Origin of the sequence: Streptomyces sp. NPDC047117 (genome assembly GCF_040643545.1) — a bacterium.
Lineage (GTDB): Bacteria > Actinomycetota > Actinomycetes > Streptomycetales > Streptomycetaceae > Streptomyces.
On the sequence record NZ_JBEYUN010000038.1, the window covers coordinates 1 to 19,266 of the forward strand.

General features: G+C 72.5%; 18 protein-coding genes. 13 read left to right on the forward strand and 5 right to left on the reverse strand.

The window, feature by feature from the left end; all coding sequences use genetic code 11:
- From hutU to hutI, 4 genes are all read left to right on the forward strand, one after another.
- Positions 1–890, forward strand: an 890-nt coding sequence (hutU, locus tag ABZ840_RS37055) for a urocanate hydratase (RefSeq protein ID WP_361568279.1), incomplete at its 5' end; no start/stop codon positions are given.
- Positions 887–2,095, forward strand: a complete 1,209-nt coding sequence (locus ABZ840_RS37060) for an allantoate amidohydrolase (RefSeq protein WP_361568282.1) — start codon at positions 887–889, stop codon at positions 2,093–2,095. The genes hutU and ABZ840_RS37060, both read left to right, overlap by 4 nt.
- Positions 2,086–3,468: a formimidoylglutamate deiminase gene (locus tag ABZ840_RS37065; protein WP_361568285.1), complete on the forward strand. Its 1,383-nt coding sequence runs from the start codon at positions 2,086–2,088 to the stop codon at positions 3,466–3,468. Before ABZ840_RS37060 ends, ABZ840_RS37065 begins: the two co-directional genes overlap by 10 nt.
- A gap of 119 nt (positions 3,469–3,587) precedes the next feature.
- Positions 3,588–4,757, forward strand: a complete 1,170-nt coding sequence (gene hutI, locus ABZ840_RS37070; protein ID WP_361568288.1) for an imidazolonepropionase — start codon at positions 3,588–3,590, stop codon at positions 4,755–4,757.
- Between the two features lie 144 nt (positions 4,758–4,901).
- On the opposite strand, the gene ABZ840_RS37075 is transcribed toward hutI, so the two are convergent.
- A complete protein-coding gene (locus ABZ840_RS37075) occupies positions 4,902–5,834 on the reverse strand; it encodes an RNA polymerase sigma factor SigF (RefSeq protein ID WP_361568291.1) in 933 nt (310 codons plus the stop codon).
- 262 nt (positions 5,835–6,096) lie between these two features.
- On the opposite strand from ABZ840_RS37075, the gene ABZ840_RS37080 reads away from it, so the two are divergent.
- The 6 genes from ABZ840_RS37080 (at position 6,097) to ABZ840_RS37105 (ending at position 11,603) form a co-directional block, all read left to right on the forward strand.
- Complete coding sequence (locus ABZ840_RS37080) at positions 6,097–6,468, forward strand: STAS domain-containing protein (protein ID WP_361568293.1); 372 nt, start codon at positions 6,097–6,099, stop codon at positions 6,466–6,468.
- 193 nt (positions 6,469–6,661) lie between these two features.
- Positions 6,662–7,162 (forward strand): ATP-binding protein, encoded by a 501-nt coding sequence (locus ABZ840_RS37085; RefSeq protein WP_361568296.1) that lies wholly within the window; start codon positions 6,662–6,664, stop codon positions 7,160–7,162.
- A 279-nt stretch (positions 7,163–7,441) separates the two neighbouring features.
- Positions 7,442–8,134, forward strand: a complete 693-nt coding sequence (locus ABZ840_RS37090; RefSeq protein WP_361568298.1) for an LPXTG cell wall anchor domain-containing protein — start codon at positions 7,442–7,444, stop codon at positions 8,132–8,134.
- A gap of 51 nt (positions 8,135–8,185) precedes the next feature.
- On the forward strand, positions 8,186–9,100 hold the full coding sequence (locus ABZ840_RS37095; protein ID WP_361568301.1) for a hypothetical protein: 915 nt from the start codon (positions 8,186–8,188) through the stop codon (positions 9,098–9,100).
- A gap of 107 nt (positions 9,101–9,207) precedes the next feature.
- Positions 9,208–10,140 (forward strand): hypothetical protein, encoded by a 933-nt coding sequence (locus tag ABZ840_RS37100; protein WP_361568354.1) that lies wholly within the window; start codon positions 9,208–9,210, stop codon positions 10,138–10,140.
- Positions 10,137–11,603 (forward strand): hypothetical protein, encoded by a 1,467-nt coding sequence (locus ABZ840_RS37105; protein ID WP_361568303.1) that lies wholly within the window; start codon positions 10,137–10,139, stop codon positions 11,601–11,603. Before ABZ840_RS37100 ends, ABZ840_RS37105 begins: the two co-directional genes overlap by 4 nt.
- Before the next feature lie 22 nt (positions 11,604–11,625).
- Here the strand turns inward: ABZ840_RS37105 and ABZ840_RS37110 are convergent, their stop codons facing one another.
- Positions 11,626–12,597, reverse strand: a complete 972-nt coding sequence (locus ABZ840_RS37110) for an alpha/beta hydrolase (protein WP_361568306.1) — start codon at positions 12,595–12,597, stop codon at positions 11,626–11,628.
- Between the two features lie 132 nt (positions 12,598–12,729).
- The gene (locus ABZ840_RS37115; RefSeq protein WP_361568309.1) at positions 12,730–14,253 is read right to left on the reverse strand and encodes an oligopeptide:H+ symporter; all 1,524 of its coding nucleotides are present in this window, start codon (positions 14,251–14,253) and stop codon (positions 12,730–12,732) included.
- A gap of 439 nt (positions 14,254–14,692) precedes the next feature.
- On the opposite strand from ABZ840_RS37115, the gene ABZ840_RS37120 reads away from it, so the two are divergent.
- Together ABZ840_RS37120 and ABZ840_RS37125 are read left to right on the forward strand one after the other, a co-directional pair.
- A complete protein-coding gene (locus tag ABZ840_RS37120; protein ID WP_361568312.1) occupies positions 14,693–15,373 on the forward strand; it encodes a response regulator transcription factor in 681 nt (226 codons plus the stop codon).
- A 37-nt stretch (positions 15,374–15,410) separates the two neighbouring features.
- Positions 15,411–16,697, forward strand: a complete 1,287-nt coding sequence (locus ABZ840_RS37125; protein WP_361568315.1) for an ATP-binding protein — start codon at positions 15,411–15,413, stop codon at positions 16,695–16,697.
- A 53-nt stretch (positions 16,698–16,750) separates the two neighbouring features.
- On the opposite strand, the gene ABZ840_RS37130 is transcribed toward ABZ840_RS37125, so the two are convergent.
- Together ABZ840_RS37130 and ABZ840_RS37135 are read right to left on the reverse strand one after the other, a co-directional pair.
- Entirely contained in the window at positions 16,751–17,278 is a 528-nt protein-coding gene (locus ABZ840_RS37130; RefSeq protein ID WP_361568318.1) for a GtrA family protein, read from the reverse strand.
- Between the two features lie 168 nt (positions 17,279–17,446).
- Positions 17,447–17,890: a protease inhibitor I42 family protein gene (locus ABZ840_RS37135; protein ID WP_361568321.1), complete on the reverse strand. Its 444-nt coding sequence runs from the start codon at positions 17,888–17,890 to the stop codon at positions 17,447–17,449.
- Positions 17,891–18,027: 137 nt separating this feature from the next.
- Between ABZ840_RS37135 and ABZ840_RS37140 the strand changes: the two genes are divergently transcribed.
- Positions 18,028–19,233, forward strand: a complete 1,206-nt coding sequence (locus ABZ840_RS37140) for a 5-(carboxyamino)imidazole ribonucleotide synthase (protein ID WP_361568324.1) — start codon at positions 18,028–18,030, stop codon at positions 19,231–19,233.
- Positions 19,234–19,266 lie beyond the last annotated feature (33 nt).

The following is a 19,266-nucleotide window of genomic DNA, read 5'->3' on the forward strand; positions in this document are numbered from 1 at the left end:
AGACCTCCGCGCACGACCCGCTGTCCTATCTGCCGGTGGGCGTGGCGTTTGCGGACATGGCGGACGCGGCGGCCAAGGACCCGGCCGGGTTCACCGCCCGCTCGCGGGAGTCGATGGCCAGGCACGTCGAAGCCATGGTCGGCTTCATGGACGCGGGTGCGGAGGTGTTCGACTACGGCAACTCCATCCGCGGCGAGGCCCAGCTGGCGGGCTTTGAGCGGGCGTTCGCCTTCCCCGGCTTCGTGCCCGCCTACATCCGCCCCCTCTTCTGCGAGGGCAAGGGCCCGTTCCGCTGGGCCGCCCTCTCCGGTGAGGCCTCGGACATCCACAAGACCGACAAGGCGATCCTCGATCTCTTCCCGGAGAACGAGTCGCTGCACCGGTGGATCAAGATGGCCGGCGAGCGCGTCCACTTCCAGGGGCTGCCCGCCCGCATCTGCTGGCTGGGTTACGGCGAGCGGGACAAGGCCGGTGAGCGGTTCAACGACATGGTCGCCTCCGGTGAGCTGCAGGCGCCGCTGGCGATCGGTCGGGACCACCTGGACTGCGGTTCGGTGGCCTCCCCGTACCGGGAGACCGAGGCGATGCTGGACGGCTCGGACGCGATCGCGGACTGGCCGCTGCTGAACGCCATGGTCAACGTCGCCTCCGGTGCCTCGTGGGTCTCGCTGCACCACGGTGGGGGTGTGGGCATGGGCCGCTCGATCCACGCGGGTCAGGTGTCCGTCGCCGACGGCACCAAGCTGGCCGGCGAGAAGGTGCGTCGTGTCCTGACCAATGACCCGGGGATGGGCGTCATCCGGCACGTGGACGCCGGATACGACATCGCCGACTCCGTCGCGGCCGAGCGGGGCGTCCGCGTCCCGATGCGTGAGGGCGGCGACCAGTGAGCACTTCGTTCCACGAGATGTGGCGGGACCTGCTCCCCATCGGCCAGGACGCCGGGAGCAAGGGCTACCGCCGCTACGCCTGGACCGGCGCGGACGCCGACTGCCGGGCCTGGTTCCGGGCCCAGGCGGAGGCCCGCGGGCTGACGTACGAGATCGACCGGAACGGCAACCAGTGGGCCTGGCTGGGCGACCCGGCCGCCGGGGACGCCGTCGTCACCGGCTCGCACCTGGACTCCGTACCGGACGGCGGCGCCTTCGACGGGCCGCTCGGCGTGGTGTCCTCCTTCGCGGCGCTGGACGAACTCCGCGGGAGGGGAGCGGAGTTCACCCGGCCGCTGGCGATCACCAACTTCGGTGACGAGGAGGGCGCCCGGTTCGGGCTGGCCTGTGTCGGGTCGCGGCTCGCCGCCGGGCAGCTGACCGTCGAGAAGGCGCACGAGCTGAAGGACGCCGACGGGATCAGCCTGCCGCAGGCCATGGAGCGGGCCGGGTACGACCCGGAGCGCATCGGTGCCGACGACGAGCGTCTCGCCCGTATCGGCGCGTTCGTCGAGCTGCACGTGGAGCAGGGCCGCGCGCTCGACCTGTCCGGCGACCCGGTCGGTGTCGCGTCCGCGATCTGGCCGCACGGCCGCTGGCGCTTCGACTTCCGGGGCGAGGCCAACCATGCCGGCACGACGCGCCTGGAGGACCGCCGCGACCCGATGCTGACCTACGCGCAGACCGTGCTCGCCGCGCGCGAGCATGCCGCGCGGCACGGCGCCCTGGCCACCTTCGGGAAGGTCGGCGTCGAGCCCAACGGCGTCAACGCGATCCCGTCCCTCGTCCGCGGCTGGCTGGACTCGCGCGCCGCTGATCAGGAGACGCTGGACGCGGTGGTCGGCGGGATCGAGCGCGCCGCGGCCGAGCGGGGCCGGACCGACGGCGTGGACGTGAGCGTCAGCCGGGAGTCCTTCACGCCGGTCGTGGAGTTCGCGCACGACCTGCGGGACCGGCTCGCCAAGACGCTCGGCGGCGTTCCCGTGCTGCCGACAGGCGCGGGACACGACGCGGGTATTTTGTCCGCTACCGTCCCCACCGCCATGCTGTTCGTACGCAACCCCACCGGCGTCTCGCACTCGCCCGCCGAGCACGCGGCGGAGGACGACTGCGTCGCGGGGGTCCGCGCACTCGCCGACGTACTGGAGGGTTTGGCGTGCAGCTGACGCCTACGACGTACTGGCTGGAGCACGCCTGGCTCGACACGATCCCCCAAGCTCTCGGCTCCGCTCGAGCAGGGGGGACCCCCATCGAGCCGGGAGTGGTCGTGGAGACCGGCGACGGGCGGATCACCGCCGTCCGCACCGGTGTGGAGGCCCCGCCGCCCGGCGCCGAGGTGCTGCGCGGCCTGACCCTTCCGGGCATGGCCAACGCGCACTCGCACGCCTTCCACCGGGCCCTGCGCGGCACCGTGCAGGTGGGCTCCGGCACGTTCTGGACCTGGCGCGAGGTGATGTACGCGACCGCCGCGCAGCTCACGCCGGACAGCTACCACGCGCTGGCACGGGCCGTGTACGCGGAGATGGCGCTGGCCGGCATCACCTGCGTCGGGGAGTTCCACTACCTCCACCACGCGCCCGGCGGCGCCCGGTACGACGACCCGAACGCGATGGGCGAGGCGCTGATCGCCGCGGCCGACGAGGCGGGCATCCGCATCACGCTGCTGGACACCGCCTACCTGTCGGCCGGCTTCGGCGAGCCGCCCAACCGGCACCAGCTGCGGTTCAGCGACGGGGACGCGAAGACCTGGGCCGAGCGCGCCGGGCAGCTCAAGGACAGCCCGCACGCCCGGATCGGCGCCGCCGTGCACTCCGTACGGGCCGTACCGGCCGGGCAGCTGGCCACCGTCGCGCAGTGGGCGGCGGACCGGCAGGCGCCGCTGCACGTGCACCTCTCCGAGCAGACCGCCGAGAACGACGCCTGCCGGGCCGCGCACGGCTGCACCCCGACCCGGCTGCTCGCCGACCACGGCGTGCTGGGCCCGCGCACGACGGCCGTGCACGCCACCCACCTCACGGACGAGGACATCCGGCTCCTCGGCGACTCCGGCACCGGCGTGTGCATGTGCCCCACCACCGAGCGGGACCTCGCCGACGGCATCGGCCCCGCCACCACCGTGCAGGAGGCGGGCTCCCCGCTCTCGCTCGGCAGCGACAGCCACGCCGTCATCGACCTGTTCGAGGAGGCGCGGGCGATGGAGCTGAACGAGCGGCTGCGCACCCGTACCCGGGGCCACTGGACCGCCGCCGCGCTGCTGCGCGCCGCGGCGCCCGACGGCCACCGGTCGCTCGGCTGGTCCGACGCGGGCGCGCTGCGCACCGGCGCGCTCGCCGACTTCACCACGATCGCGCTGGACACGGTGCGCACGGCCGGGCCGCTGCCCCGGCTCGGCGCGGAGACCGCCGTCTTCGCGGCCACCAACGCCGACGTCCGGCACACCGTCGTCGGCGGCCGCCAGGTCGTACGGGACGGCGAGCACACCCTCGTCCCCGGCGTCCCCGCGGCGCTGGCCTCGGCGATCGACGCCCTGCGGGCCTGAACGGCCCCGGCCCCGCACCCCCTCGTGGGGGTGCGGGGCCTCCGCACGTACCGGACCGCGCACGTACGGGAACCGCGTACGTACCGGAGCACCCACCCCCGAGAGGAAGCGCAACGACCATGTCGTCCACCGCCATCACGCACATCGGCAGCCTGGTCACCAACGACCCCTCACTCGGCGCCGGCCCGATCGGCCTGATCGAGGACGCCGCCGTCGTCATCGAGGGCGACCGCGTCGCCTGGGTGGGGCCCAGCGACCGCGCGCCGGCCGCCGACACCGTCCACGACGCGGGCGGCCGGGCCGCCATCCCCGGCTTCGTCGACTCCCACTCCCACCTGGTCTTCGGCGGCGACCGCACGCAGGAGTTCAACGCCCGCATGTCGGGGCGCGCGTACTCGGCCGGCGGCATCCGCACGACCGTGGCCGCGACCCGCGCCGCGACCGACGAGGAACTGTCCGCGAACGTCGCGCACTACATGGCGGAGGCCCTGCGCCAGGGCACCACCACGTTCGAGACCAAGTCCGGCTACGGCCTCACCGTGGAGGACGAGGCGCGCGCCCTGCGCATCGCCGCCGCGCACACCGACGAGGTGACCTACCTCGGCGCGCACATCGTCTCGCCCGACTACGCGGAGGACCCGGCCGGCTACGTGGAGCTCGTCACCGGCCCGATGCTGGACGCCTGCGCCCCGCACGCCCGCTGGGTCGACGTCTTCTGCGAGAAGGGCGCCTTCGACGGCGACCAGGCCCGCGCCATCCTCACCGCGGGCAAGGAGCGCGGCCTGCTGCCCCGCATCCACGCCAACCAGCTCTCCTACGGGCCCGGCGTACAGCTGGGCGTCGAGCTGGACGCGGCCTCCGCGGACCACTGCACGCACCTCACCGACGCGGACGTGGACGCGCTCGCACAGGGCAACACCGTCGCCACGCTGCTGCCCGGCGCGGAGTTCTCCACGCGTGCCGAGTGGCCGGACGCGCGCCGTCTGCTGGACGCGGGCGCCACGGTCGCCCTCTCCACGGACTGCAACCCCGGCTCGTCCTTCACGTCCTCCATGCCGTTCTGCATCGCCCTCGCGGTGCGCGACATGAAGATGACCCCCGACGAGGCGATCTGGTCCGCCACGGCCGGCGGCGCGCAGGCCCTGCGCCGCACCGACGTGGGCCGCCTCACCCCCGGCTCCCGCGCCGACCTCGCCCTCCTGGACGCCCCCTCCCACGTCCACCTCGCCTACCGCCCGGGCGTGCCCCTGGTCACAGAGGTCTGGCGAGCGGGCGTACGCGCCGTCTGAGCGGCTCCGGGCCGCCGGGGGCGGGAAAAGGGCCGCGCCCCCGCCGAACGGCCCGCAAACGCGAAAGGGGGCCCGCCCCGAGGTACTCGGGGCCGGCCCTCCTCCGCGCGGTTCGGGCGTGCGGGACGCCGGGACCGCGGGGACTCACTCCTCGATCATCAGGCCCTTGCGGAGCTTGACCAAGGTGCGGGACAGCAGGCGGGAGACGTGCATCTGGGAGATGCCCAGCTCCTCGCCGATCTCCGACTGCGTCATGTTCGCGACGAAGCGGAGCGAGAGGATCTTGCGATCGCGCGGGGGAAGCTCCGCGATCAGAGGCTTGAGGGACTCCACGTACTCGATGCCTTCGAGGCCGTGGTCCTCGTAGCCGATGCGGTCCGCCAGCGCGCCCTCGGTGTCGTCCTCCTCGGGCTGGGCGTCCAGCGAGCTCGCGGTGTACGCGTTGCTCGCGGCCATCCCTTCGACGACCTCGTCCTTGGTGATGGACAGGCGCTCGGCCAGCTCGCTCACGGTGGGTGCGCGGTCGAGCTTCTGCGCCAGCTCGTCGCCGGCCTTGGCGAGGTCCAGGCGCAGCTCCTGAAGGCGCCGCGGGACCCGTACCGACCAGCTGGTGTCGCGGAAGAAACGCTTGATCTCGCCGACGATCGTCGGCATGGCGAAGGTGGGGAACTCTACGCCGCGGTCCAGTTCGAAGCGGTCGATCGCCTTGATCAGGCCGATCGTGCCGACCTGGACGATGTCCTCCATGGGCTCGCTGCGGGAGCGGAACCGGGAGGCCGCGAACTTCACCAGGGCGAGGTTGAGCTCGACCAGGGTGTTGCGGACGTACGCGTACTCGTGCGTGCCCTCTTCGAGGGTCTCCAGGCGCCGGAAGAGCGTCTTGGAGAGGGCCCGGGCATCCACCGGTCCGACCTCGTCGTACGGCGGGATCTCGGGCAGGCCCTCGATCTCCGGCATTCCGTCGAATCCGGTCGCATCGATCGGCATGTGCTGGGCAGGGATCTGTTCGGACAGGGATGTCGACGACGCGTTGTCCGTGTTCTGGTCGGTGCGCACTTCGTCGAGCCGGGGTGACATGGTGTCCTCCATCGTTCTCGGCATATGGCTGCCGATGCCTGTACCTGAAGCTGCGGTCTGCGGCGCCTCCAAAGCCGGCTGTTTCGAATGTGTCCTCTCTACGCCTACCCGGCTTTGCCTGAAGATGGCAAGTGCGTGTTGTCCGTATTCGTGTAAGTACGCGCATTGTTCGGGTACCAGCCTGCGTATCTAAGGCGTAGGCTTCGACGTGCGCAGTCGTAAGCAGAACCAGACGCCGAGACAGCAAGAGGGGTGCGCGCGCATGGACCGTGGGACGGTCGGCAGTGCAAGCCGGGGACGGCTCCACGTCGGGGTCCGCCATCACGGCGCCAGTGCGGTCGTCGCCGCGGCGGGTGAGTTGGATCACCACACCGCGGAGTTGTTGCGCGAGTCACTCGAGGGCTGTGTCGACGATGGCTTTGTGCGACTGGTCGTGGACTGTTCGCAACTGGAGTTCATGGACTCCACGGGGCTGAACGTCCTGCTGGGCGCCCGCCTGAAGGTCGAGGCCGAGGGCGGCGGAGTGCACTTGGCGGCGATGCAGCCGGTGGTGGCGAGGGTCTTCGAGATCACCGGCGCCGACGCGGTCTTCACCGTGCACGACACGGTCGACGCGGCGCTGGCCGGCGGCTGACCCGGATGCACGGGGCGGCAGTGACGGAAGGTCTTCGGAAGGGCCAAATCCGATCACGTTGGCTCCATCACAACTTCCGTCCCCAAGAAGTGGGTGTTCTCACGGTCCGGCCGGGCAGGAGACATCTGAATCTTCTTGAACCCGTCAGGTATCCGTAATCCGTGAAAAGGCGAATCGGTGAGGTGAAGCGCTGATGAGCACCACCCGGCCGTACCCGCCGGGCGATCTGGGCCCGGACCCGGGGAACGCCGGCGCTGCCGCTGCCTCTCCGGCCACCGTTCCGGCCGGTCAGGTCCGCAGGCTGCGTCTCGCGGGCGCCCGTGGCGCTGTCGCCCGTGCCCGTGACTTCGCCCGCCAGGCGCTGCACGACTGGGGCTGGCTGCCGGCCGCGGGCGCCGATCAGCGGGCCGCCGCCGAGGACGTCCTGCTCGTCGTCTCCGAGCTGGTCACCAACGCCTGCCTGCACGCCGAGGGCCCGGAGGAGCTGGCGCTGCGCTGCAACGCCAAGATGCTGCGCCTGGAGGTCACCGACCTCGGGGCCGGCTCGCCCGCGCCGCGCACCCCGCACCGCGCGGGCCGCCCCGGCGGTCACGGCATGTTCATCGTCCAGCGGCTCTGCCTGGACTGGGGCGTCGTGCGCAACCCCGACGGCACGGGCAAGACCGTGTGGGCGGAGCTGGCCGCCCCGTCGTAGCGGAGTGGGCGGTGGTACCGGTACCGGATCGCCGCCTCCGCCACCTTTCCGCACCGCTCGCGCCGACTCGGCGGGGGCGGTTTTCCTGTGTTCCGGCGGGGCGCCGCCCGCCGCCGCCAGGGGCGTTCCCCGCCCCGGCGGGAATTCCGCGCGGTTCCGCCCGCTTCCCTTGTGCACTCTCTCTTCCCTCCCCACGGCCCCCGGCGTACCTTGACGCCCAATCTGATGTGCCGTCAGTAACTTCCGGCGGTGCGGTAACCGGAAGAAGGGGAGATCGAGGTGGCCCGCTTCAACGCCCAGCGCAGCCGGCGCCGCACGGGCCCGGCCGGAACGGCGGCGGCCGTGCTGCTCACCGCGGCGACATCGGTGATGCTCACGGCACCCGCCGCGCACGCCGAGGTCGTCGACGTCAACTACCAGTGCAAGACGCCGATCGGGAACAAGGGCGCGGTCTCGCCCATCGACATCAAGTCCACGAAGTCCGGCGACGGCTACAAGCTCGTGATGTCCTTTCAGAAGGGCGTCTCCTCCAGCCCCATCGAGCTGGGCAAGGGCGCGATGAAGCCCAGCGCCCTGATCAAGCTGGGCGGCGCGGAGACCGGTGACCTGCCGGTGAGCGGTCCGCCCAACGACAAGGCGATCCCCGCCAACACCCCGATCAAAATCAGCGACTTGAGCGGCACGTACACGCCGAAGAAGAGCGGCAAGGTCACCTTCACGGCCTCCACGCTCACCATCAAGGCGATGGGCACCACCACCACGTGCACGCCCAGCAACAACCCCAAGCCCGCGCTCTCCCTCGACGTCGAGGGCACCGGCGGCAGCGGCGGATCGTCCACGCCGCCCGGCGGCGAGCTGCCGCAGACCGGGCCCGCCGACGACGCCGTGGCGCTCGGCACGCTCGGCGGCACCGTGCTGCTCGCCGGAGCCGCCGGCACGCTCTGGCTGACCCGCCGCCGGCAGCGCGCCTGACCCGCCGGACGCCGCACGAGGACGAGCCCGTACGAGCTCCGGGAGCCGCCGATGCCCTTCCGTATCCGTGCCGTCGCCGCGGGCGCGACCGCGCTGACCGCCGCCGCGCTGCCCTGCGCGCCGCCCTCCGCCGCCGCGGACGGCGGCCGGCTCGCGGCGCCCGCGGGAGCACACGCGCGCCCGTACTTCTACCTGGAGGGCGGGCCCGGCAGCGTGCTCACCGACCGGCTGGCGCTCACCAACCGCGACGACCGCGCCCGGACGTTCACCGTGCGCCCCACCGACTCCGGCACCGGGCGCGGGCCGGGCTCCGGCGACTGGATCGTCACCGCGGAGCGCACCGTGAAGGTCCCGGCGCGTACCCGTGCCGAGGTGCCGTTCACGGTCACCGTGCCGCGCGACGCGCTCCCCGGGGACCATCCGGCCGCGCTCTCCGTACGCGGCGCGGGCCCGTCCGCGCGTACCGCGGCCGTACCGGTCCATCTGCGGGTCACCGGCCCCACGCTGGCCGCCCTCACCGTCGAGAACGTGGCGGTGGCGGACCGCGACGGCACCGCCGTCATCCGGTACGACCTGGTCAACCGCGGCAACACCACGCTGGAGCCCAGGGTCGCGGTCCGTGCCGAGGGGCTGCTCGGCAGCGCGCTGCGCAGGGCCGCAGACCGGCTGCCCGACGGGCTGCCGCCCGGCCGCCGGATCACCCGTACCGAGCCCTGGCCGGACCCGCCCGCGCTGGACTCCGTCGACCTCACGGTCACGGCCACCGCGGCGGGCGGTGCGCACGGCACGGCCCGCGCCACGTACACGGCGGTGCCCCGGCTCGCGGTGGGGCTGCTCTGTGCCGGCGGGGGCGCGGCGGCGGGCGGCTGGTTTCTGCGGCGGCGCCGCGCGGACGCGGGCGGACCCGCGGCGGAGGACCAGGAGAGCGGCACGGGACGGGAGTTGGCGACGGGGGTGACGGCGTGAGCGGCACGAAGGGAGTACGTACGGGGCGGTCGGCGGCGGTCCGGCGGCGGGCCGCTTCCCGGGTGTCGGCAGCCGCCGCGCTCGCCCTCGCCGTGGCGCTCGTCGCCCTGCCGGCGGCCGGCCCGGCGCGGGCCGCCGACGACAGCGGCAAACCCGCCGTCGAACTCTCCCAACGGCAGGCGGGCAAGGGCGGTTCGATCACCGTGACCGGCTCCGGCTGGCGGCCGAAGGCGCTGCTCACGCTGCTGATCTGCGGCCAGAACATGATCGGCGGCACGAATGCCTGCGCCAACGCCGACGGCCGCGCCGTCACCACCGGCAAGGACGGCCGCTTCCGTACGAAGCTGGCGGTCGCCGAGCCGCCGAAGCCGTGCCCGTGCGTCGTGCACGTCGCCACCGTGACCGGCCGGGCCGCGGCGGCGGACGCCCCCTTCACCGTCGCCGGCCACCCGGTGGCCCCGCTGCCCGAGCGGACCGGCGGCGGCCGGCTCGCCGTGCTGGCACCGGCCCGGCTGAGCGGCAGCTCGGGCCTGCTCACCTGGTTCGGCGCGCCCCCGCAGCGGCAGCTGGAGTTCACGGTCGGCAACCTCGGCGCCGAGCCCGCGAAGAACCCGGTCTTCCGGGTCGGCACCGGGCACGGCGTCCTCGCCCCGCAGTGGGAGGAGCAGCAGTGGCGGGGCACCGTCCCGGCGGGGGAGAAGGCCCGGGTCACGCTGCCGGTCGAGCTGGCGGCGGGGGCGCACGGCGACTACACGGTCGCCGTGAAGTACGGCGGAAAGGTGCTGGCCGAGCAGCCGTGGCGGGTCGGCCGGCCCTGGGGCGTGACCCTCTTCTGGATCCTGCTGTGCGTCGTGGTGCCGGCCGCGGTCTTCCGCATCGGCATGGCGATCGTCGACAAGGTCAGGCCACGCGGCCCGGCACCCGAGCCGATACCGGGCGACGGCGCCACCGAGACGGGCCTGCCCTGGTTCCACCCGGACACCGCACCGTCCATCACCACATCCACCGAGCGACCGACGTCGAAAGGTACTTCGTCATGAGGCAACGGAGGAGAGCGGCCGCGGCCGGGAGCGCGATGGTGCTCGCGGGCGCGGGGCTGCTGGCGGTGTCCGGTACGGCCGTGGCGGCGGATCCCGTGCCCGGCCTGTCGGGCGCCGCGACCGGTGTGTCGTACGCGACCGAGTGCATCCCGCCGCCGATCTCCGGCCTGGACCCCGTACAGGGGACCACCGAGGTCGAGATCAGCGCGCCGGCCACCGCGAAGGTGGGGGACGAGGTCGAGGTGGTGTGGAAGACGGTCACGGCCGCTTCCAAGAACCCGGACGTGCTGGACCTGGCCAAGGACACCGTGCTGCCGAGCGGGGTGCTGAAGGCGGGCGGCGCGCAGACTGGTGACATCGCCATGAAGGGCCTGCGGCAGAACCCGCCGATACCGAAGAACAGCGCGATGGTGCTGTCCGACATGAAGGGCAAGCTGAAGCTGGAGAAGCCGGGCGAGGTCACGCTCACACCCGCCAACTACACGATCAACGTCAACAAGCCGATCTCCACGGACACCAAGTGCGCGCCGAAGGAGGAGGTGAAGCCGGCGGTCACCATCAAGGTCACCGACGGCAGCGGCTCCTCGTCCGGCGGCTCGTCCACGGGCGGTACGTCCTCCTCCGGCGGGTCCTCCGCAGGTGGCTCGGACTCCGGAGGCTCGGACTCGGGCGGCGCTTCCTCCGGTGGGGCGGCCTCCGGTGGGGCGGCCTCCGGGGGCGGCGACGGCTCGTCGGGCGGTGGCAGCGGAGGCGCCACGGGTGGCTCCGGCGGCGGCAACGGCGATCCCGACGGCACTGCCTACAAGGGCAAGGAGGTCGAGGTCCCGTACGCCTGCAAGACGCCGATCGGGGACAAGAAGGCCACCTCGCCGGTGCAGATCAACGGCACCAAGAAGGGCGGCGCCTTCGACCTGACCGTGAAGTTCTCCAAGTCGGTGATGGACAGCCCGGCGGACATCCCCGCGGACTCGGTCAAGCCGTCGATGGAGGTGAAGCTGGGCGGCGCGGACAAGGGCACGGTGCACGTCGAGGGCGCGACCAACAAGGAGCCGATCAAGTCCGGCGATCCCATCGAGATCCCCGATCTCAAGGGCACGTACAAGCCCGGTGCCGACGGCAAGGCGACGCTCACGCCCGGTGTCCTGACGGTCGAGGCGCTCGGTACGACGACGACCTGCACGCCCGAGAAGGACCCGGGCGTCTCGCTCGAACTGGACACCAGCGCCCAGCCGGGCGGCGCGGGCGGGGGCACGGGGTCGGGCGGCTCCTCCGGCGGCGCGGCGACCGGCGGCGGCGCGGGCAGCGGCGGCGCCTCGGGAGCGGCGGGCGGCTCCGGCGGCCTCGCCGACACCGGTGCGGCGGACCACGGCGGTCTGCAGGCCCTCGGGCTGATCGCCGGCACCGTCCTGCTGCTCGGCGGCGCCGTCTTCACCTTCATGCCGCGCCGCTACCTGCGGCGCTGAGCGGATGTGCGTCCCGGCGGCCCTACTGCTGTGCGGCTGGGGTCGCCGGGGCCGCGGCCTGCTGCGTCCGGGCCGTCAGCCAGGCCAGTACCCGGCGTTCGGTCGCCGGCCGGGTGAGGGCCGTCATGCCGTGGCCCGTCCCGGGGACGACCGACACCGTGGCCGCGGGCTCGGCCTTCGCCAGGCCCCGCGAGTGCGCCACCGGGACGAAGTCGTGCGCGAAGTGCGCCAGCAGCATCGGCACCCCGGGGCCGCCCGGCCGCTTCGGGCCGCCCGGCGCCCAGCTCTTCGCGGCCATGTCGTCCCAGGTGGCGCGGCACTTCGCGGCGGCCATCGCGGTCGCCTTCCCGGCCGTCGGGTCGCACCCCGCGAGCTTCCGTGCCTCGCGCCGCAGCCGGCGCTGCTGGGCCGAGGCGCCGGAGCGGGCGCCGTCCCGCCAGGCGAGGTAGGGGTCGGCCACCGGCGACAGCGCGACCACCCCGGCGGGCCGGTACGCGGTGCCGGCGGCGTACTCCGCGGTGTTCGCCGCGATCTGGCCGCCCGCCGACGAGCCGAGCAGCACGATCCGGCGGGGGTCGGTCCGGAAGCGGGCGGCCTGGGCGCGGATCCAGCGCAGCGCGGTGAGCGCGTCGGTGCGCTGGGCGGGCCAGGGCGCGTCGGTGTTGAGCCGGTAGTCCACGTCGAAGACGACGAAGCCGCGGGCGGCCAGCTTCCGGGCCCAGCCGCTCCAGTCGGAGTCCTGTGCCCAGTACCCGCCGTGCAGGATCATCACGGCGGGCCGGAGGTCCTGCCCCGGGGCGCGGTAGGCCCCGATGGTCTGGCGCTCCGTGGGGCCGTACGCGTACGTCCCCAGGTACGGATCGGGCCCGCCCGGCGCGTCCCCGGCGGCCTGGCCGCCCTGCGCCGCCGCGGCCCGCCCGGTCTGCGGTACCACCGCCAGACACACCGCCGCCAGCACCCCGCACACCCCGGCCCACACACTCCCTCGGCGCATACACCGATCGTTACCGCGCCCCGGTCCGGCTCTCCCGGAGGGCCGCGCGCCCCACCCGAACGGCCGCAGCACGCAAAGGGCCCCCGGCACCGTGGTGCCGGGGGCCCTTCGTCCGCTGGGTCAGCGGGTCCGTCAGTGGATCTCGCCCATACGGGCCCGGACCTGCTTGCGGTACATGTAGATCGCGAAGCCCGCGAGCGCCGCGAGGATCGCCTCGACGAGGACCGCGCGCGAGCCGCTCATGTCGACGCCGCCGATGGCCAGCAGGCTGGTGACCGAGTCACCCGCGGTGTTGGCGAGGAACCAGATGCCCATCATCTGGCTGGCGTACTTCAGCGGCGCCATCTTCGTGGTCAGCGACAGGCCGACGGGGGAGAGGCACAGCTCACCGATGGTCTGGATGAAGTAGATGCCGAGCACCCACATCGGGCTGACCTTCGTGCCGTCGGTCGCGATGGCCAGCGGCAGCAGGAAGAAGAAGAACGAGACGCCGATGAGGAACAGGCCGGCGGCGAACTTCAGGATCGTGCTGGGCTCCTTGCCCTTCCGGTTCAGCCACAGCCACAGCCAGGCGAAGACCGGGGCCAGCGCCATGACGAAGATCGGGTTCAGCGACTGGAACCAGGTGGACGGGAAGGAGAGGCCGAACAGCTCGCCGGAGGTCTTGGTGGTGCCGAACGCCTGGACGGTGGAGCCGCCCTGGTCGTAGATCATCCAGAAGGCCGCGGCGGCGATGAAGAACCAGATGTAGGCCGAGACCTTGCTCTGGTCGTCGCCCGAGAGCTCCTTGTCCCGCTTGATGCGGAAGAGGACGGCGGCCGGGATGACGATGCCGAGGACGCCCAGCGGGATCATCGCCCAGTTCAGGGTGAAGTGCCCGGTGAAGGAGACCACGCTGTAGAAGACCGCGGCGATGATGAGCCAGGTCAGGCCCTTGCGCAGCCAGGAGTTGCGCTCCTCGGCGCTGAGCGGGGTGGGGACCTTGTTGCTCTCCGGGCTCAGGTGCTTGGTGCCCAGCAGGAACTGGAGCAGACCGAGGCCCATGCCGACGGCGGCGAGGCCGAAGCCCAGGTGCCAGTTGTGGCTCTCGCCGACGGTGCCGATGATGAGCGGGGCCAGGAACGCACCGACGTTGATGCCGATGTAGAAGATCGTGAAGCCACCGTCACGGCGCGGGTCGTTCGGCCCGTCGTAGAGGTGGCCGACCATCGTGGAGATGTTGGCCTTCAGCAGACCGGAGCCGATCGCCACCAGTGCCAGGCCGGCGAAGAAGAAGCCCTGTCCCGGGCCGGCCAGCGAGAGGTGGCCGAGCATGATGACCGTGGCCGCGATGGCGACGGTCTTGCGCGGACCCCAGACGCGGTCGGCGAGCCAGCCACCGGGCATGGCCAGGAGGTAGACCATCGCCATGTAGATGGAGTAGATGGCCGTGGCCGTGGCGGCGTTGAACGCCAGGCCGCCTTCGCGGATGCCCGATCCGTCCGGGCCACCGGACAGCAGGTAGATCGTGAGCAGGGCCCGCATGCCGTAGAAGCTGAAGCGCTCCCACATCTCGGTCATGAAGAGGGTGGCCAGTCCGCGGGGGTGGCCGAAGAAGGTCTTGCCGCCGGCAGGGGTTCCCTGCCCGGGGGAATCCTTCGTCAGGCTGGACGCCATGGTCGATCCTTGAGTGATCGGGACGCGCAGGTGGGGCCGCGCGCCCGGGTCGGCTGACCGGCACCGGCGCAGTGCCGTCCGCCCCCACGCCCGGTAGGGGGTGCGACACCACTGTGGAGAGAGGAATCGACAGGACGGCCGTACACCGGAATCCACGCCCCCGTTCTGCGTGCGATGGACCCGGTCTCAGAGGTCATTTGCCCGCGGGTCCGGTCGTGCCGGGCCCGCACACAACAGGGACCCTGACGTCACATGAGCGTCATGGTCCCGGGTTGTACGACGGACGTTCTGCCACTGTACGACGCGCGTAGCTGAGGTTGGTGCCAGTGAGACAACGGTCACATGGCGACCCGGGAACCGAGCGGTGCACACCCACGGTCACCCGGGGGACCCCCCGGAGGGGCATCGTGGCCGTGACCTGTCGGACTACCATCGGGCCATGACCCGTGTACTGCTCGCCGAGGACGACGCGTCCATCTCGGAGCCGCTGGCCCGCGCACTCCGCCGTGAGGGTTACGAAGTCGAGGTGCGCGAGGACGGCCCCACGGCGCTCGACGCCGGTCTGCAGGGCAACATCGACCTGCTCGTGCTCGACCTGGGACTGCCCGGCATCGACGGCCTGGAGGTCGCCCGCCGGCTGCGCAACGAAGGCCACTCCTTCCCGATCCTGGTCCTCACCGCCCGCGCGGACGAGGTGGACACCGTGGTCGGCCTGGACGCCGGCGCCGACGACTACGTCACCAAGCCCTTCCGGCTCGCGGAGCTGCTCGCGCGGGTGCGGGCCCTGCTCCGCCGCGGCACGACCGCCGAACCCCAGCAGCCGCCGGCCACCCATGGCGTCCGGATCGACGTGGAGTCCCACCGCGCCTGGATGGGCGAGGAGGAACTCCAGCTGACGGCAAAGGAGTTCGACCTGCTGCGGGTGCTGGTGCGGGACGCGGGCCGGGTGGTGACCCGCGATCAGCTGATGCGCGAGGTCTGGGACACCACCTGGTGGTCCTCGACGAAGACGCTCGACATGCACATCTCCTGGCTCCGCAAGAAGCTGGGCGACGACGCCGCCAACCCCCGTTACATCGCGACCGTGCGCGGCGTGGGCTTCCGCTTCGAGAAGAGCTGAAGCCCCGAGGAACCACCCACCCCGCCCGGAGGGCACCGTGCGCCGCCGACTGATCAACTCCACCCTCGCCGTGGTGCTCGTCGTGATCGCCGTGTTCGGCGTCTCGCTCGTCATCGTGGAGACCCGCACCATCCAGGCGGGGGCCCAGGAGAGCGTGGGCGCCGAGGCCGTACGGCTGGTGGGCATGGTGGAGAGCCGGCTCAGCGGCGGCGAGAAGATCACCGCCGAGGTGCTCTCCGAGCAGATCACCACCGACCGGTACGCCGAGATCAAGGTGCCGGGCCACGCCCCGGTGGAGATCGGGGAGCGGCCCTCGGGCGACGTCATCGACGCGATCGTGCGCGGTGAGCGGGGCGAGACGGTCACCGTCCAGGAGCCCCGCTCGGCGGTCAGCGCCGAGATCGGCCGGACCCTGCTGATCATCCTGGCGGTCGCCGCGCTCGCCGTCGTCGCCGCCGTCTTCCTCGCCGTACGCCAGGCCCGGCGGCTGACCGCCCCGCTCACCGACCTCGCCGAGACCGCCGAGCGCCTCGGCTCCGGCGACCCCCGGCCGCGCCACCGCCGCTACGGCGTGCACGAGCTGGACCGGGTCGCGGACGTGCTGGACGCCTCGGCCGAGCGGATCGCGCGGATGCTCACCGCCGAGCGCCGGCTCGCCGCCGACGCCTCCCACCAGCTCCGTACGCCGCTGACCGCGCTGTCCATGCGGCTGGAGGAAATCACCCTCACCGACGACCCGGAGACGGTGAAGGAGGAGGCGACGATCGCCCTGGGCCAGGTCGACCGGCTCAGCGACGTCGTCCAGCGGCTGCTGACGAACTCCCGCGACCCGCGTTCCGGCTCCGCCGTCGCCTTCGATCTGGACGAGGTCGTCAAGCAGCAGATCGAGGAGTGGCGGCCCGCCTACCGCAGCGCGGGCCGGGCCATCGTCCGGTCCGGCAAGAAGAACCTGCGGGCCGTGGGCACGCCGGGCGCGGTCGCCCAGGTCCTCGCGACCTTGATCGAGAACTCGCTGATGCACGGCGACGGCACGGTGGCGCTGCGTACCCGGGTCACCGGCAACCAGGCCGTCGTGGAGGTCACCGACGCGGGCCCCGGCGTACCGCCCGACCTGGGCTCCCGGGTCTTCGAGCGGACGGTGAGCGGCCGCAACTCCACCGGCCTGGGGCTCGCGGTGGCCCGGGACCTGGCGGAGGCGGACGGCGGCCGGCTGGAGCTGCTCCAGCAGGAGCCGCCGGTCTTCGCGCTCTTCCTCAGCCGGGAGTCCGAGCAGTACCGGCCCGGGGACGAGGACGAGCCGGGCGCCGCCGCCAGCCCGCGCTGAGTGCCGGGCCGCGCCGGGCTGCGCTCACGGGCGCCGGCCGCGCCGGATCGTGCTCACGGGCGTCGGCCGCGCGCCGGGGCCCCGGAGGGGGTGTCCTCGGCCCCGGAGGCGGAGAGGAAGGATTCGGCGGTCTCCACGGCCTCCTTGGCGGGCAGCGCCTTGAAGACCCAGGAGCGGTAGGACCAGAAGCGGAAGAGCGTGGCGATGCCGATGCCGAGGAACTTGAACACGTTGTTCTGGAGCGGGGTGTTCCAGCCGCACCAGTACGTCGCGGCGTAGAGGATGCCGTTCTCGATCACCAGGCCGACCGCGCTGAAGATGACGAAGAGCACCAGTTCCTTGGTGCGGCCGCTCTTGTCCCGGTCCCGGTAGGTGAAGTAGCGGAAGCCGATGTAGTTGAAGAGGATCGCGACGACCGTCGCGACGATCCCGGCCCGCACCACGGGCAGCTCGGTGGTGTGCCGTACGAGGTTGAAGACCACGAGGTTGACCAGCACGCCGGCCCCGCCCACCGCGCCGAACTTCACGATCTCGCGGGTCAGCAGCCGAAGCCGCGAGCGCAGCGCGCTCCGTCCAGACATGGTGGTGGCTCAGCTCCCCGTGACGGCGTCATGTGGGGCGGGCCGTGGTCGGCGGTCCGCCGCCCACTCATGCTAACCAGCGCGCCGACGGGCCGCCCGGGGCCCTTGCGTCACTCCGGCGGGCGGGGGACGCCCCGTCACCGTGGACGGCCGGCGCGTCACCACGGGCTAGTCCGTCACCGTGACGCGGAAGGCGAGCAGCTCGCCGCCGCGATCGGGGTCGGCCCGGTCCGTGCCGCACTGGAAGCAGTACCGCAGCTTCAGCTCGGTACGGCCGGGGCGGACGGCCTGGAACTCCAGGAAGCGGGTGCCGCCGGAACCGGCCACCACCGGTTCGTCGGCGTCGTAGTGGCTGCCGGCCGGCTTGAGCACGTGCGGGTCGGGGGCCGGGGGATCGACGCGCCAGCGGTAGCCGGTACCGGGGTTGTCGTCCAGCTCTATCGAGAAGCGTTCGCCGGGAGAGACGGAGATGACGGTGTCCTGCGGTCCGTAGACCTCGGGACGGGCGGTGAGCAGGGATATCAGGGAGTACACGGTCACCAGCAGTGCCGCCACCGCGATCGTGATGCCGATCTTGCGGGACGGCGTGGATATGCCGTCGGTACCGTCCATGCGTCCTCCCCCTGTCCGCGCGTCCGGGTGAGCCTATCGCCCGGTGGCGGCTCGTACAGAGGCGCGGATCGCCCGAATTCAGAGGATCCTCCAAGGGGTGGCCGGGAACGGTCGGTCGGAGCGGATACCCTGAAGGCGTGACGTTTCCGGTAGTCGGCATGGTCGGCGGCGGACAGCTGGCTCGTATGACCCACGAGGCAGGCATCCCCCTCGGCATCAGGTTCAAGCTCCTCAGTGACACCCCGCAGGACTCCGCTGCGCAGGTCGTCGGCGATGTGGTCGTCGGCGACTACCGCGATCTGGACACCCTGCGCGAGTTCGCGCGCGGCTGTGACGTGATCACTTTTGATCACGAGCACGTGCCCACCGAGCATCTGCGGGCCCTGGAGGCGGACGGCATCCCCGTCCGCCCCGGTCCCGACGCGCTCGTGCACGCGCAGGACAAGGGGGTGATGCGCGCGAAGCTGACCGAGATCGGCGCCCCGTGCCCGCGACACCGCATCGTTTCGGACCCGGCGGATGTGGAGCGGTTCGCCGAGGAGATCAGCAGGGGCGGCGCGGAGCGCCTCGATGAGGGGCGGTGGTCGGGCGACGGGTCGGGCGGCTTTCCGGTCATCCTCAAGACCGTCCGCGGGGGCTACGACGGCAAGGGTGTCTGGTTCGTACGATCCGCCAAGGACGCCGAGGAGCCGTTCCGCGCCGGGGTGCCCGTGCTCGCCGAGGAGAAGGTCGACTTCACCCGCGAGCTGGCCGCCAACATCGTCCGCTCCCCGCACGGCCAGGCCGTCGCGTACCCGGTCGTGGAGTCCATCCAGGTCGACGGCGTCTGCGACACGGTGATCGCACCCGCCCCCGACCTCTCCGAGGAGCTGTCGGCGCAGGCCCAGGAGCTGGCGCTGCGGATCGCCAGGGAGCTGGACGTCGTCGGCCACCTCGCGGTCGAGCTGTTCGAGGCCGTCGATTCCGAGGGGAACCGCCGCATCCTCGTCAACGAGCTGGCGATGCGCCCGCACAACTCCGGGCACTGGACCCAGGACGGCGCGATCACCTCGCAGTTCGCCAACCACGTCCGCGCGGTCCTGGACCTGCCGCTGGGCGACCCGCGCCCGCGCGCCCCGTGGACCGTGATGGCCAATGTGCTCGGCGGCGACTACCCGGACATGTACAGCGCGTACCTGCACTGCATGGCCCGGGACCCGCAGCTGAAGATCCACATGTACGGCAAGGACGTGAAGCCGGGCCGTAAGGTCGGGCACGTCAACACCTACGGCGACGACCTGGCCGACGTGCGTGAGCGCGCCGCGCACGCCGCCGGCTACCTGCGAGGAACGATCACCGAATGACGCCCAGCCCCTCACCCGACCACCGCCCCTCAA